Source organism: Tsukamurella sp. TY48 (assembly GCF_019656655.1).
Taxonomy (GTDB): domain Bacteria; phylum Actinomycetota; class Actinomycetes; order Mycobacteriales; family Mycobacteriaceae; genus Tsukamurella; species Tsukamurella strandjordii.
The window spans coordinates 754,612-768,543 of sequence record NZ_BPMV01000002.1; the positions used below are offsets into that span (position 1 = coordinate 754,612).

General features: G+C 69.7%; 14 protein-coding genes. 3 read left to right on the plus strand and 11 right to left on the minus strand.

Annotated features, from left to right (window positions below; translation table 11 throughout):
• Positions 1-10 precede the first annotated feature (10 nt).
• Positions 11-1,285, plus strand: a complete 1,275-nt coding sequence (locus tag TTY48_RS19435) for a nitrate/nitrite transporter (RefSeq protein ID WP_220659273.1) — start codon at positions 11-13, stop codon at positions 1,283-1,285.
• Here TTY48_RS19435 and TTY48_RS19440 read toward each other — a convergent pair.
• From TTY48_RS19440 to TTY48_RS19485, 10 genes are all read right to left on the minus strand, one after another.
• Positions 1,282-2,175, minus strand: a complete 894-nt coding sequence (locus TTY48_RS19440; protein ID WP_220659274.1) for a phosphatidate cytidylyltransferase — start codon at positions 2,173-2,175, stop codon at positions 1,282-1,284. The genes TTY48_RS19435 and TTY48_RS19440 overlap by 4 nt on opposite strands.
• Before the next feature lie 2 nt (positions 2,176-2,177).
• On the minus strand, positions 2,178-2,735 hold the full coding sequence (gene frr, locus TTY48_RS19445) for a ribosome recycling factor (RefSeq protein WP_220659275.1): 558 nt from the start codon (positions 2,733-2,735) through the stop codon (positions 2,178-2,180).
• 48 nt (positions 2,736-2,783) lie between these two features.
• Complete coding sequence (pyrH, locus tag TTY48_RS19450) at positions 2,784-3,551, minus strand: UMP kinase (RefSeq protein WP_343930514.1); 768 nt, start codon at positions 3,549-3,551, stop codon at positions 2,784-2,786.
• A gap of 1 nt (position 3,552) precedes the next feature.
• Complete coding sequence (locus TTY48_RS19455; RefSeq protein WP_220659277.1) at positions 3,553-4,476, minus strand: SGNH/GDSL hydrolase family protein; 924 nt, start codon at positions 4,474-4,476, stop codon at positions 3,553-3,555.
• Positions 4,477-4,486: 10 nt separating this feature from the next.
• Positions 4,487-5,272 carry an AraC family transcriptional regulator gene (locus tag TTY48_RS19460; protein ID WP_220659278.1) on the minus strand — a complete coding sequence of 262 codons (786 nt, stop codon included), beginning with the start codon at positions 5,270-5,272 and terminating at the stop codon, positions 4,487-4,489.
• Complete coding sequence (locus TTY48_RS19465; protein ID WP_220659279.1) at positions 5,245-5,640, minus strand: glyoxalase; 396 nt, start codon at positions 5,638-5,640, stop codon at positions 5,245-5,247. The genes TTY48_RS19460 and TTY48_RS19465 overlap by 28 nt, the downstream gene beginning before the upstream one ends.
• 193 nt (positions 5,641-5,833) lie before the next feature.
• A complete protein-coding gene (tsf, locus tag TTY48_RS19470; RefSeq protein WP_220659280.1) occupies positions 5,834-6,658 on the minus strand; it encodes a translation elongation factor Ts in 825 nt (274 codons plus the stop codon).
• Between the two features lie 48 nt (positions 6,659-6,706).
• A complete protein-coding gene (gene rpsB, locus TTY48_RS19475; protein ID WP_220659281.1) occupies positions 6,707-7,555 on the minus strand; it encodes a 30S ribosomal protein S2 in 849 nt (282 codons plus the stop codon).
• 266 nt (positions 7,556-7,821) lie between these two features.
• Complete coding sequence (locus tag TTY48_RS19480) at positions 7,822-9,360, minus strand: sodium:alanine symporter family protein (protein WP_220659282.1); 1,539 nt, start codon at positions 9,358-9,360, stop codon at positions 7,822-7,824.
• 89 nt (positions 9,361-9,449) lie between these two features.
• Positions 9,450-10,046 (minus strand): TetR/AcrR family transcriptional regulator, encoded by a 597-nt coding sequence (locus TTY48_RS19485; protein WP_220659283.1) that lies wholly within the window; start codon positions 10,044-10,046, stop codon positions 9,450-9,452.
• An 88-nt stretch (positions 10,047-10,134) separates the two neighbouring features.
• Between TTY48_RS19485 and TTY48_RS19490 the strand changes: the two genes are divergently transcribed.
• Both TTY48_RS19490 and TTY48_RS19495 read left to right on the plus strand, forming a co-directional pair.
• Positions 10,135-11,619, plus strand: a complete 1,485-nt coding sequence (locus tag TTY48_RS19490; RefSeq protein ID WP_220659284.1) for a carboxylesterase/lipase family protein — start codon at positions 10,135-10,137, stop codon at positions 11,617-11,619.
• Positions 11,620-11,635: 16 nt separating this feature from the next.
• Positions 11,636-12,448, plus strand: coding sequence for an alpha/beta fold hydrolase (locus TTY48_RS19495; protein ID WP_220659285.1), 813 nt, complete (start codon positions 11,636-11,638; stop codon positions 12,446-12,448).
• A 108-nt stretch (positions 12,449-12,556) separates the two neighbouring features.
• Here the strand turns inward: TTY48_RS19495 and TTY48_RS19500 are convergent, their stop codons facing one another.
• Positions 12,557-13,921: a dicarboxylate/amino acid:cation symporter gene (locus TTY48_RS19500; RefSeq protein ID WP_220659286.1), complete on the minus strand. Its 1,365-nt coding sequence runs from the start codon at positions 13,919-13,921 to the stop codon at positions 12,557-12,559.
• Positions 13,922-13,932 lie beyond the last annotated feature (11 nt).

The window sequence follows — 13,932 nt, forward strand, 5'->3', positions numbered from 1 at the left end:
CGATGGGCGCATGCGTGCGTGGGTCGTCTGGTCGGTGGCGACGTTCGCCTATGTGATCGGTGTGCTGCAACGCACCTCGTTCGGGGTGTCGGGCACCGAGGCCGGTGAGCGGTACGGCGCGGCACCGGCGACGCTGTCCGCGTTCGTCGTGCTGCAGCTCGTGGTCTACGCGGGGATGCAGATCCCGGCGGGCCTGTTGCTCGACCGGTTCGGGTCGCGTCGGCTCGTGTTCACGGGCGCGATGATCATGGCGGCCGGTCAGATGACGCTCGCGCTCACCGAGTCCCTCCCCGTGGCCATCGCCGGCCGCGTCGCCGTCGGCGTGGGCGATGCCCTCACCTTCGTCTCGGTGCTGCGTCTGGTGCCCGCGTGGTTCCCGGTGCGCCGCATCCCGCTCGTCACCCAGCTGACGGGCATGACCGGTCAGCTCGGCCAGATCCTGTCGGCCGTTCCCTTCCTGGCGCTGCTGCACGCGTCCGGGTGGACACCCGCCTACGTGGGCGCGGCCAGCCTCGGACTCGTCGCGGCGGTCGCGGTGCTGACGCTGGTCCGGGACGCGCCGCCCGATCGGGTGGCGCCGCGCGTCACCGTCCGCGTGGGCGACATCCCGGGCATCCTGCGGTCGACGTGGATGCACCCCGGTACCCGTCTCGGTTTCTTCACGCACATGGGCGCGATGTTCTCGGTGACCGCCTTCATGCTGATGTGGGGCGTGCCCTATCTGACTCTCGGACAGGGACTCCCGTCGAGTACGGCGGGTGCGATCGTCAGCTTCGGTGTGGTCGCGACGCTGGCATCGGGCCCCGTGATCGGCTACCTCACCGGTCGCTTCCCGCTGCGCCGCTCGTGGATGGTGATCGCGATCATCCTGGGGAGCGCCGCGGTGTGGACGGTGGTCCTGGTGCGCGACGAGCCGTCCCCCGTCTGGCTGCTGACGCTGCTGGTCCTGGTGATCTCGGTGGGCGGTCCGAGTTCGGCCATCGGCTTCGATTACGCGCGCTCGTTCAACACCACCCGGGTGTTGGGCACCGCGCAGGGCATGGTGAACATCGGCGGCTTCCTGGCGAGCCTGGTGCTGATCCAGGCGATGGGCTCGATCATGGGCTCGGGCGCAGGTCTCAGCTTCGACGGCTTCCGCGCCGCCTGGATGGCGCAGTACCCGCTGTGGGCGATCGCTCTGATCGGCGTGATCGTGACCCGCCGCAAGGCGCGTCGCCGGGAGAACATCACGCCGCGACCGCTGCGCGAGGTGGTGCGGCGGCGCCCGGCGAATCCGGCCGGCTAGCTCCCCATCAACGCGGTGAGCGCGGCCCACACCACGACGGCGCTGGGCAGCAGCGAGTCCAGGCGGTCCATGAGGCCGCCGTGGCCGGGCAGCAGGGTGCCCATGTCCTTGATCCCCAGATCGCGCTTGACCTGCGATTCCAGCAGGTCGCCGAGGGTTGCGGTGATCACCACGACGGGCCCCAGCAGCAGGCCCCACACCGGGTTCACATCGAGCAGGTACTTCAGCACCAGCACGGCGCCGATCGCGCCCGCGACCATCGAGCCGGCGAAGCCCTCCCAGGACTTCTTCGGGCTGATCGCGGGCACCATCGGATGCTTGCCGAAGAGCACTCCGGCGGCGTATCCGCCCACGTCGGAGCACACGACCAGGATGATGAGCGCCGCCACGCGCTGCGGCCCGCGGTTGTCGGGCAGCACGAGCATCGCGCCGAACGACGCGAACAGCGGGATCCAGGCGAGCACGAAGACGGTGGTGGAGATGTCGCGGGTGAAGGAGTTCGGGGCGGCGGTGCTCTGATGTCCCAGGAGCCGCCAGATCATCGACACCAGCACGGTGGCGGTGAACGCGGCGAGCACGCCCTCGGGGCCGAGCGGCCAGCACAGCCAGATGATGGCCTGGCCGCCGATCAGCATCGGCCACAGTTCGAGGTTGGTGCCGGCGGCGCGGAACCGCTTGACCACCTCCCAGGTGGCCACCGCCACGGCGGCGGCGACGAGCGGCACCCACAGGTGCGGAGCGAACACCAGGATCGCGACGATCATCGCGCCCAGGCTCACGCCCACCGCGATGGCGGCGGGCAGGTTGCGTCCGGCACTGATCTGCCGCTTGGCCGGCGGCGCAGATCCGGCGCCGGGATCTCCGGTCGCCGATTCCGGGGTATCAGCCACGGCTAGACCTCCATCAGATCGGCTTCCTTGTGCTTGACCAGGTCATCGATCTGCGCCACGTACTTGGCGGTCGTCTTGTCGAGGTCCTTCTCGGCGCGTGCCACGTCGTCCTCGCCGGCGTCGCCGTCCTTCTCGATCTTGGCGAGCTGCTCATTGGCCTTGCGACGCACGTTGCGGATGGAGACCTTCGCGTCCTCGCCCTTGCTCTTGACCTGCTTGACCAGGTCGCGGCGGCGTTCCTCGGTGAGCTGCGGGATCGCGACGCGGATGAGCTGCCCGTCGTTGGTCGGGTTCACGCCGAGATCGGAGTTGCGGATCGCGGTCTCGATGTTGCCCAGCTGGTTGGCCTCGTAGGGCTTGATCACCACGAGGCGGGCCTCGGGGGTGGTGATGGAGCTGATCTGCGTGATCGGCGTGGGCGAGCCGTAGTAGTCCACGACCACCTTCGAGAACATCGAGGGGTTCGCGCGACCGGTGCGGATCGACTGAAAGTCCTCCCGGGCCACCGAGACGGCCTTCTCCATCTTCTCCTCGGCGTCGAAGAGTGCTTCGTCGATCACTGGTTTCGTCCTTCGTTCGTCAGTCGGTGAGGGGTGCGCGGCGGTCCGTCAGGGGCGGACCAGCGTGCCGATCTTGTGGCCGGCGACGGCGCGGGCGATGTTCCCCTCCACCAGGAGATTGAACACCAGCATCGGCATCTTGTTGTCCATGCAGAGGCTGAAGGCCGTCGCGTCGGCCACCTTGAGGCCCTTTTCCAGCGCCTCGCGGTGGGTGATCTCGGTGAACATGGTGGCATCGGGGTTGGTGCGCGGGTCGCTGTCGTAGACGCCGTCCACGGCCTTGGCCATGAGCACCACCTCGGCGCCGATCTCCAGCGCGCGCTGTGCGGCGGTGGTGTCGGTGGAGAAGTAGGGCATGCCCATGCCCGCGCCGAAGATCACCACGCGGCCCTTCTCCAGGTGCCGCCGGGCACGCAGCGGCAGGTAGGGCTCCGCGACCTGACCCATGGTGATGGCCGTCTGCACGCGGGTGTCCACGCCCTCCTTCTGCAGGAAGTCCTGCAGAGCGAGGCAGTTCATCACGGTGCCGAGCATGCCCATGTAATCGGACCGGGCGCGGTCCATGCCGCGGTTCTGCAGTTCGGCGCCGCGGAAGAAGTTGCCTCCGCCGATCACCACCGCGACCTCGTGGCCGCTGCGGGCCACTTCGGCGATCTGCTGCGCGACGGTGCTCACCACGTCGGGGTCGAGGCCCACCTCGCCGCCGCCGAACATCTCACCGCCCAGCTTGAGCAGCACGCGCTTGTAGCCGTGCCGCCCCTGTTCCTGTGGAGAGTCCTGCTGGGTTCCTTGGGCAACGTCTGTCACGGACCCCATCCTATGCGGGCCGATCGATTCCTCGGAGCCGGTCCTCGATCAGGTTGCCCACGGCGCGTTGTCCGGCGAGGGTCGGGTGCAGTCCGTTGGCCTCGGGCTCCTGCTCCTTGAGCTTCACTCCGCCCAGGGCCACATAGGGATCCGGCGAGCAGGCGGGCCGTTCGGTGGGCGGCGCGATGTAGAGGGCGCCGCGGTCGGCGGCCACCTCGGCGATGAGCTGTTCCATGCCGCGGTACCAGCGGCGCCAGTGGTCGACGTTCTCCGCGGGGATGCCCGCGCTGTCGAGGCACGCGGCGTTCTCCGGGCCGGACAGTGTGAACAGCGGCAGGTAGCCGACGAGCACGATGCGCACGTCCGGTGCGGCCGCCTTGCGGATCGCGTCGACGGTGGCCGCGTACTGGGCCCGCACGAAGGCCCATCCCTGGGTGCCGGGGAGGTTCTGTTCGGAGACGGCACGGCATTGCTCGTCCGGCTCGGCGAAGCAGTGCATCACCACTCCCCCGAAGCCCATCGAGTTCGCACCCGCGAGAACGGTCACCAGGCGGGTGTACGGCCCCACCCCGTACAGCTGCGGTGAGGTGTTCGGCTTCGGCGAGGGCTGCGTCAGATCGTCGAGAGTGGCGCCGGCGCACGCCCGGTCGGTGAAGGAGTAGGGCTGCAGCCGCTGGGCCAGCACGTGGCCGAGATCGTCGCCGTTGCGGGTGCACAGGTCCATCGCCTGCACCTTGCGGTGCGAGCCGGACGTCGCGTAGCTGTCGCCCATGGACACGTACTGGGCGCCGCCGGGAAGGTCGGGGATGTAGCTGGTCGCATTCGACTGGTAGTGCACGTAGCCGCTGCCGCCGCCGATGAAGGTGGAGGCCGCAGTCACCAGGATCAGGCACATCACGAGCGCGGCTGCGATCGCACGACGGGTCCTGGGCACCCCGGCGACACTACACAGCCGCAAACTCGCCTTCTCGCAGCGCGAGGTAGGCCGACGGAGTCATCCCCAGGAAATCGCGCACCTCGCGGCTCAGATGCGCCTGGTCGGAGAATCCGCGCCGGGCGGCGATCTCGGCGGGCCTGCCGCCGGCCTCGAGGTCGCGCCGGGCGGCGTCGAAGCGCATGAGGCGCGCCGCGGCCTTGATGCTCATGCCGAACTCGGCGGAGAACTTCATCGCCAGGTAGCGGGCCGACCACCCCGACCGCTGGGTGAGGTCGGCCACGGTGACCGCGCCCCGGTGACGGGCGAGGTGGGCCCAGGCGGCGGCCGCGTCGGGCTGTACCTGGCGTGCGGTGCTCGCGTGCCGGGCGAGGACGCCCGCCGCGACGCGGGCGCGGTCGGCGGGTGCGGCGGCACCGACCCGGCCGGCCAGTTCGGCGGCGAGCTCGGGGTGCAGGTCGGTGAGTTCGATCGCCTCGCCGCCGAGTTCGGCCGCGGGGGCGCCGGTCAGGGCCCGGACCAGGCTCGGCGGCAGGTCCACTTGGACGCCGCGTTGCAGGCCCTCGTGGTGCACCAGGTAGGGCGCGTGGTGCATCCCCGAGATGCAGACCCGGAAGCTGGTCCTGCCGTCGAGGCCCGGCCCCGTGAGGTCGAGGCCGTCACCGAGGTCGATGATCAGGGTGAGGGCCGGCGACGGGACGGCGAGGTGGGTGCCCGGGAGCACTCCGCCGATGTCGTACGCCACCGTGCGGGCGACGCCGGGCTCGGCTAGCCCGCGTACGTACCGAAACTCCACGTGTTGCCCTCCGGGTCGGCGATGGAGAAGCCTCGGGACCCATAGTCCTCTTCGGCCATGTCGCGCACCAGCGTGGCCTTCAGCTCGGTGGCGCGGGCGTACACGGCGTCGGGGTCGGTGACCACCACGTAGAGGCTGCCGCTTCCGGTGGGGACGGAGAAGGTCTTGTCCTGTTTGCAGGCGCTGTGGATCATGACGCGCCCGCCGTCGGGCCAGAGCATCTCGGAGTGGATCACCTCGCCGTCACCGTCGCCCTCGACGAGGATGCCGTCCTCGAAGCCGAGGCGGCGCAGCCATTCCCGCGCCGCGAGCGGATCGGTGTAGGTGAGTCCGGGCCAGATGTTGCTGTCTGTGCGTGTGGTGTTCATGCCTCAAGGCTGACAGCCGCCGCGCCGTTCGGGCTTGAAGAAATCCGCACGCCTCCATTGGACACAGTTACGACGATGAAAACCGCAGGTCGCGATGCACGGTCACGGTGTCGCAATCGGTGCGACGGCGGAAACGACGCGGGCCGGACAGTCGTGATGACTGTCCGGCCCGGGTCGTTGCTGCGGTGGAGGATTACTCCTGGCCGACCTCGAAGCGGGTGAAGGCGAGCACCTTCACGCCGGCCTCGTCCAGCACCTGCTGAACCGACTTCTTGCTGTCGGTCACCGACGGCTGGTCGGGGAGGACGGTGTCCTTGTAGTAGGCCACGGTCTTGCCCTCGACGATCTTCGACAGCGCCTGCTCCGGCTTGCCCTCGGCACGCGCGGTCTCCTCGGCGATGCGACGCTCGTTCTCGATGACGTCGGCCGGAACCTCGTCCCGGCTGGCGTAGCGCGCCTTGAGCGCGGCCACCTGCATGCCGGCGCCGCGAGCGGCCTCGGCAGCAGCGTCACCCTCGCCCGAGTACGAGACCAGCACGCCCACGGCGGGCGGCAGGTCCGAGCTGCGCTTGTGCAGGTAGACGGCCACGGGGCCGTCGTACCGAGCGACGCGACGCAGGACCAGCTTCTCGCCCAGCTTGGCCGAGGCGGCCTCGATGCGAGCGGCGACGGTCTCGCCGTCGATCGTCAGGGCCTCGACGGCCTCGACGGTGGCGGCGTCCGACGCGGCGGCGGCGGTCACGATGGCCTCGGCCAGCTCCTGGAACTCCGCGTTCTTGGCCACGAAGTCGGTCTCGGAGTTGAGCTCGATGAGCACGCCGTCCTTGGCGGCCACGAGGCCCTCGGCGGTGGAACGACCGGCACGCTTGCCGACGTCCTTCGCGCCCTTGATGCGCAGCACCTCGACGGCCTTGTCGAAATCGCCGTCGGTCTCGGTGAGCGCGTTCTTGCAGTCCATCATCCCCGACCCGGTGAGGTCGCGGAGACGCTTGACGTCAGCGGCGGTGTAGTTCGCCATGTATGCGGCTCCTTACGTAAGAGGGAAGGTCGTGCGACCGGAAAACGATCAGGCTTCCGGGGTCTCGGTGGGCGCCTCGGCCGGAGCCTCGGTGGCCTTGGCCTCGTCCGCCGCGGTGGCGACGGTGGCCGACTCCAGGAGCTCCTGCTCCCACTCGGCGAGGGGCTCGCCGGCGCCGGCCTCGGGCTTGGCGTCGCCACCGGCGACACCCGCGCGGGCCTGCACGCCCTCGGCCACGGCGGAAGCCACGACCTTGGTCAGCAGAGCGGCGGAGCGGATCGCATCGTCGTTACCCGGGATCGGGTAGTCGACGAGGTCGGGATCGCAGTTGGTGTCGAGGATCGCGATGACCGGGATACCCAGCTTGCGGGCCTCGCCCACGGCGATGTGCTCCTTGTTGGTGTCCACGACCCAGATGGCCGAGGGAACCTTGGCCATGTCGCGGATACCGCCGAGGGTGCGCTCGAGCTTGTTCTTCTCACGCGTGAGCATGAGGATTTCCTTCTTGGTGCGACCCTCGAAGCCACCGGTCTGCTCCATGGTCTCCAGCTCCTTCATGCGCTGAAGACGCTTGTGGACCGTCTGGAAGTTGGTGAGCATGCCGCCCAGCCAGCGCTGGTTCACGTAGGGCATACCGACGCGGGTCGCCTCTTCGGCGATGCTCTCCTGGGCCTGCTTCTTGGTGCCGACGAAGAGCACGGTGCCGCCGTGGGCAACGGTCTCCTTGACGAACTCGTAGGCCTTATCGATGTAGGTCAGCGTCTGCTGCAGATCGATGATGTAGATGCCGTTGCGGTCGGTGAAGATGAAACGCTTCATCTTCGGGTTCCACCGGCGGGTCTGATGACCGAAGTGCGCGCCGCTGTCCAGCAGCTGCTTCATGGTTACGACAGCCATGATGCCTCTTTCGTAGTTGCAGTTTCACACGCCGCGACTGCCCCGAATCCACTGGTCAGCGGTTCGAGACGGTGCGCGGTGTCCTGGTGTTCCGCCGCGCTGCACTCCCTCGTGCGAGGGAGACCGCGCTGCACGGCACGCCCGTGGGGCGCCTGGGGAACACGCGTAGTCACTCCGCCATCGGGACGGAGCGCGAATCCAGTGTACGCCGCGGGCGACGACCTGCGAAATCGTCGTTTCAGCGCAGGTCGGCGAACGCGCCGAGGTCAGGCGTCGACGGGATCGGTGCGGCGCTCCTCGGCCCGCTTGTCCCAGAAGTCGGCGCCCACGATGCCCAGGCCGGCCGGGTCGAACTGCGGGTCGATCCCCAGTTTCTGTTGGCGCTCGAAGTCGCGCAGCGCCGCGAACGCGGCGTTCTGCAGGACGAGGATGCCGAGCACGTTGAGCCAGGCCATCAGGCCGACACCGAGGTCGCCCATCGCCCAGGCGTCCTTGGCCTCGGAGACCGCCCCCATCGCGACGGACACCAGGATCAGGGCCTGTAGGAGGATCGTGAGCGTGCGCCCGAGCGGCGAGTTCAGGCCGGGGATCACGAAGGTCGCCGCGCGTCCGAGGAGGAAGCGCAGGTTGGTCTCGGCCATGTAGTAGTACGCGACGATGGTGGTGAAGCAGAAGAAGGCCAGTGAGATCGCGATGAAACTCGCGCCGGCGCCGTTGAAGACAGTGTCGAAGCCCTGCTGCGGATAGGCGGGGCCCACCGTGGGGTCGCCGGTGAGCGCGCCGCCGTCGGCGATCACGGGCGCGGTCTGGTCGTCGCCGTCGAACACTCGGTAAGCGCCGGTGCTGAGGATGAGGAAACCGGTGGCGGAGCAGACGAAGAGGGTATCGACGTACACGGCGAAGGCCTGGACCAGGCCCTGCTTCGCCGGGTGGCTGACCTCGGCCGCCGCCGCGGCGTGGGGGCCGGTTCCCTGCCCCGCCTCGTTGGAGTAGATGCCGCGCTTGACGCCCCACATGATCGCCGCGCCGACGGCGCCGCCGATTCCCGCCTCCAGGCCGAACGCGGAGGCGATCACCAGCTTGAAGACCTCGGGGACGGCCGACGCGTTGAAGGCCATCACGATGAGCGCGGCCGCGATGTAGACGATGGCCATGAAGGGCACGACCACGGTGGCGAAGGTGGCGATCCGCTTGACGCCGCCGATGATCACGAAGGCGAGCACGATCACGATGCCGACCGCGGCCACCCAGGGCTGCACGCCCCAGGCGCCGTCCATCGCGACGGCCATCGAGTTGGCCTGGACCATCGGCATCAACAGCCCGCAGGCCAGCACAGTGACCGCGGCGAAGGCGAGGCCGTACACCCGGCCGGCGAGGGCGAATCGGGTGTGCGCCCAGGCGCGGGAGAAGTAGTAGGCGGGGCCGCCGCGGTACTCCCCCGTGAGCCGGTCGCGTTCCTTGTAGATCTGGCCCAGCGTGCACTCGACGAAGGAGGTGGACGCGCCGAGGAAGGCCATCACCCACATCCAGAACAGCGCACCCGGGCCACCGAAGGCGATGGCGGTGGCCACACCGGCGATGTTGCCGGTTCCGACCCGGCCGGCCAACGAGATCGCCAGGGCCTGAAAGGAGCTCACTCCGTCGTCGGACTTCTCGCCGCCGACGAGCTGCTTGATCATCGTGGGGATCTGCCGCACCTGGACGAACCGGGACCGGATGCTGAAGTACACCCCCGCGCCGAGGCAGAGGAACACCAGGGGCGGGCTCCAGACGTACGTGTTCAGCGTGGCGATCAGCTCCGACATGGCCCCGACCGTAACCAGTACATCGGCGCAGTGGCGGCGTTATACCAATTCGAAACAAACATTTCCCAAAGCGTCATCAAAGACGGCGGTCACTCGCTGAAGAGCTCCTCGAGGTGCTTGTCGACGGCGGCCAGGGCTCCCGCGGGGGCGATGACGCCGAGGTCGAGCAGGGGCGTCAGGCCGGTGAGGGCGAGGACACGGTCGGCCTCGACCTCGGGGTCGCGCCGGGCGTCGATACTGCCATCCGCGATCGCCTGCGCGAGGAGGGAGACCACCTGGGCTCGCCCGGCGAGCATGCCCTCGCGGGTGCGCGCGCGCACGTTCTCGTCGTGCAGCGCTTCCAGGACGTAGGCCGCGCTCATCCGACTGGTCGCCCGCGCGTCGTCGTGGAGGGGCAACATCTCGGCGACGGTCAGCCGCAGCACCTCGCGCGGATGCGGCGCGTCTCCGAGCTCCGCCAATCCGCTCGCCACCCGCGCCGCGGTCCGTTCCGCGGCGAAGTCCATGGCGAAGGTCAGCAACTCCTGGCGGCTCGCGAAGTAGTGCTGGAGCTGCCCGTGAGACATGCCGGCCTCCTTCGCCACCTCGCGCAGGCTCAGCCGGAGCACGCCCCGGGTGTTCACCACCTGCCACAGCGCACGGGCAATGGTCTCCCGGCGCTCTCGATGATCGACCTGCTTCGGCATCGACCGCCCCTCCTGTTTCAATACGCTTGAAATAATACAACTGGCTGATAACGTCGAGGGGACGACACGCCACAGAGAGGTGATCGATATGAGCGAGCATCCCCGCGTCAGCACCGCCGAGGGCATCGTCGAAGGCGAGCACGTCAGGGGCACCGCGATCTACCGCGGCATCCCGTACGCGCAGCCGCCCGTCGGGGCGCTGCGCTTCGCCGCCCCGGCGCCGGTCCCCCACTGGGACGGGGTCCGGCCAGCGATCGAGTTCGGTCCCCCGCCTCCGCAATCCGGTCCCGGTCCGCAGGCGGCGGCGTCGGACGATGCGAATTGGCTCACCGTCACCGTGTGCACCCCGACCCCCGCCCGGTCTTCCGGCTCCGGACTGCCGGTCCTGGTGTGGATCTCCTGCGGCGGCTACATGGCCGGCACCGCGGCGGACCCGATGTTCGATCCCACCGCGCTCGCGAGCGAGGGCCTCGTGGTCGTGATCGTCCAGTGCCGGATGGGCGCCGAGGGCTTCGCGCTGCTGGACGGTGCACCGTCGAACCGAGGCCTGCTCGACCAGATCGCCGCGCTCGAGTGGATCCAGAGGAACATCGCGGCGTTCGGCGGCGACCCCGACGCGGTGACCATCTCGGGCACGTCGGGCGGCGCGGGATCGGTCGCCGCCCTGCTCACGATCCCGTCGGCGCGGCCCCTGTTCCGGCGGGCCATCACCCATTCGGTCCCCGGCCTGAACATCACCCCGGCGCTGGCATCGGAGGTCACGGACGCGCTCGCGGAACGTCTCGGCGTCGCGCCGACAGCGGCGGGGTTCGCAGAAGTCCCGCCGCAACGTCTCGCCGAGGAGGTCACGGCGCTGTGCGTCGACTCCCCCGCCCACCGGGAACGATGGGGCCGCCTCGCCCGGCTCGGGATCGTCGTGTGCCCGATCATCGACGGGGACCTCCTGTCGGAGACCCCGTGGGACGCGCTCAGTTCGGGCGGCGCCCCGGGCATCGACCTGCTCGCCGGGCACATGCGCGACGAGTTCCGCCTGTTCAGCATCATGATGGGCCTGCGCGGCACCTTCACGGAGGACGACGCGGCCACGGCACTGGAGGGCTTCGCGCCCGGCGATCCCGCCGAGTACCGCGCCGCGTACCCGGACGCGACGGCGGACCACATGGTGGAGATCGTGTACTCGGACGCCACGTTCCGCATGCCGACGGCGCTGCTCGCGGAGGCGAACGCCGAGGCGGGAGGCACCTCGTTCCTGTTCGAGATGCAGTACGCCTCCGAGGTCTACGGCGCCTGCCACAGCATCGACGTCCCGCTCGCCTTCGGAACCCTGGACTGCCCCACCGGCGTCCTCTTGTTCGGCGAGGACGCGCCGGACGGGGCGCGCGCGGTGTCGGATGAGCTGCTCCACACCTGGGTTCGGTTCTGCGCCACCGGCGACCCGGGCTGGCCCCGCTACGACACGGATCTGCGGAGCACCCGACTCCTCGACGCCCCGTCGACGACGGCGCCGTATCCGGAGGAACGGTCGCGCCGGATCTGGCAGGGCCGTCCGCCGGCACCGTTCGCCCCCGCCTGAGCGAGTGCCGGCAGCGATGGCACCACCGGTCCACGTCACCACCTGGCAGCCCACAGATCCGAGCCGCCGGGGCGCTACGCCCGCGATCTTCGTGCACGGCGTCCTCACTTGGGGTGACGACGCCGCGTACGGCTTCGCCGCGCAGCGTCCGCTCGCCGACGAGAGGCGCCTGCTGCTCGTGGACCGCCGCGGCTACGGCCGGTCCCCCGACCCGGATCGGAGCGACTTCGACGTGGACGCCGAGGATCTCGTCGCGCTCCTCGACACCTGCCCGGAGGGCGCGCACCTCGTCGGGCACTCGAACGGCGGACTCGCGGCGATGCTCGCCGCGGCGCGACGCCCGGGGGCCGTGCGATCGCTGACCCTGATCCAGCCGTCGGCTCTGCAAGCGGCCGCGGATCACCCGGCGGTGCGCGACCTGCTGGCCCGCGTCCAGGCCGGGCCCGCAGCAGGCACGCTCGACCTGGATCCGGCCGAGTTCCTCCGACTTTCGACCGAGGGCATGGGGATGACGATGCCTGCGCCGACTCCCGAGCGGCTGCGCGCCGCAGGAACGTCGATGCGTGAGCGACCGGTGTGGGAGGCGGATCCGCCCCTGCAGCCGCTCGCCGCCGCGCCGTGGCCCGCACTGGTCATCACCGGCACGTGGGAGGACGCTCCCGAGGAGTACCGGCGGTACGCGGGCGAACCGCTCCTCGCCTGCGCGGACGCGGTGGCCGACCGGATCGGCGCCCAGCGACTGCGCGTGCCCGGGTACTACCCGCACACCCAGCACCCCGCGGAGGTGAACGCCGCGCTGCGCCGCTTGTGGCGGGACTCAGTTCGGTAAAGCGCGCGGCGAGGCCGTCGAGCAGGAAGCGCACGGCGCCGTCGAAGCGCTCGTCCTCGTCCGGCGCGCCCCAGGCGTCGACCCGGCCTGCGCCGACGCGGGTGGTGCTCACGCTGTAGCGGAGACCCGCTCCTCGGCCGACTCGTCGGCGTAGACGTCCTTGCGCGGCGCGTTGTAGGCGTCCTCGTCGAGGATGCCCTCCTGCTTCGCGACGAGCGTGGGCACCAGCGCCTGGCCGGTCACGTTGAGCGCGGTGCGCCCCATGTCGACGATCGGCTCTACCGCCAACAGCAGGCCGGCACCGGCGAGCGGGAGACCCAAGGTCGACAGCGTCAGCGTGAGCATCACGGTGGCGCCGGTGGTTCCGGCCGTGGCGGCGGAACCGATCACCGCCACCACCACGATCAGCAGGTAATCGGTGAACCGGAGGTCGATGTGGAAGTACTGGGCCACGAAGATCGCGGCGATGGCCGGGTAGATCGCGGCACAGCCGTCCATCTTGGTGGTGGCGCCCAGCGGTACCGCGAACGAGGCGTACTCGCGCGGCACGCCCAGGTTCCGCTCGGTGACGCGCTCGGTCACCGGGAGGGTGCCGATCGAACTGCGGGAGACGAAGCCGAGCTGCGCCGCGGGCCACACTCCGGAGAAGAACTGCTTGACCGAAAGCCCGTGCGCACGAACGAGGATCGGATACACCACGAACCCGACGATCGCGAGGCCCAGGTAGATCGCGCCCGTGAAGGCGCCGAGCGAGCCGATCGAGCTCCAGCCGTAGGTGGCCACCGCGTTGCCGATCAGGGCGGCGGTACCGATCGGCGAGAGCCGGATGATCCACCACAGCACCTTCTGCACGATCGCCAGCAGCGAGGCGTTGAACTGCAGGAAGGGCTCGGCCTTCTGACCCACCTTGAGTGCGGCGATGCCGATGGCGATCGCGATCACCAGGACCTGGAGCACGTTGAAGCTCAGCGATACCGAGCCGTTCGACAGCTTCGCCTGCAGGCCGAGGAAGTTCGACGGCACCAGGCCGGTGAGGAAGGCCCACCAGGAGCCCGAGCTCGAGGGCGCCTTGCCCTCCCCTGTCACCGTGGTGTGCTCACCGGGCTGCAGCACCAGGCCCAGGATGATGCCGATCACCACGGCGATGAACGCGGTGATCGCGAACCATACGAGCGTCTTGGCGGCCAGTCGCGCGGCGTTGGTCACGTTGCGCAGGTTGGCGATCGACGCGACCACTGCGGTCACCACCAGGGGCACCACGGCGACCGTCAGCAGTTTGACGTAGCTGGTTCCGATGGTGTCGAGGGTTCCGGCGAGCCAGTTCTCGTTCCCGTCGGCGGCCGGGCCCATCCGGCGGGCGAGCAGGCCGAGCAGCACGCCCACGACGAGGCCGACCGTGATCTGGAAGCCGAAGTTCTTGAATAGCGGAGGAATACGTGAGGGAGCATTCGCCGAGGTCGCGGCAGTGGACATGACAGACGTCC

Bases quoted from the DNA above. Each gene is read 5' to 3' on its own strand.
- TTY48_RS19435 (WP_220659273.1), top strand. From the start codon at position 11: ATGCGTGCGTGGGTCGTCTGGTCGGTGGCGACGTTCGCCTATGTGATC.
- pyrH (WP_343930514.1), bottom strand. From the start codon at position 3,551: ATGGGGTCCGTGACAGACGTTGCCCAAGGAACCCAGCAGGACTCTCCA.
- TTY48_RS19465 (WP_220659279.1), bottom strand. From the start codon at position 5,640: ATGAACACCACACGCACAGACAGCAACATCTGGCCCGGACTCACCTAC.
- tsf (WP_220659280.1), bottom strand. From the start codon at position 6,658: ATGGCGAACTACACCGCCGCTGACGTCAAGCGTCTCCGCGACCTCACC.
- rpsB (WP_220659281.1), bottom strand. From the start codon at position 7,555: ATGGCTGTCGTAACCATGAAGCAGCTGCTGGACAGCGGCGCGCACTTC.
- TTY48_RS19480 (WP_220659282.1), bottom strand. From the start codon at position 9,360: ATGTCGGAGCTGATCGCCACGCTGAACACGTACGTCTGGAGCCCGCCC.
- TTY48_RS19485 (WP_220659283.1), bottom strand. From the start codon at position 10,046: ATGCCGAAGCAGGTCGATCATCGAGAGCGCCGGGAGACCATTGCCCGT.
- TTY48_RS19490 (WP_220659284.1), top strand. From the start codon at position 10,135: ATGAGCGAGCATCCCCGCGTCAGCACCGCCGAGGGCATCGTCGAAGGC.
- TTY48_RS19495 (WP_220659285.1), top strand. From the start codon at position 11,636: ATGGCACCACCGGTCCACGTCACCACCTGGCAGCCCACAGATCCGAGC.
- TTY48_RS19500 (WP_220659286.1), bottom strand. From the start codon at position 13,921: ATGTCCACTGCCGCGACCTCGGCGAATGCTCCCTCACGTATTCCTCCG.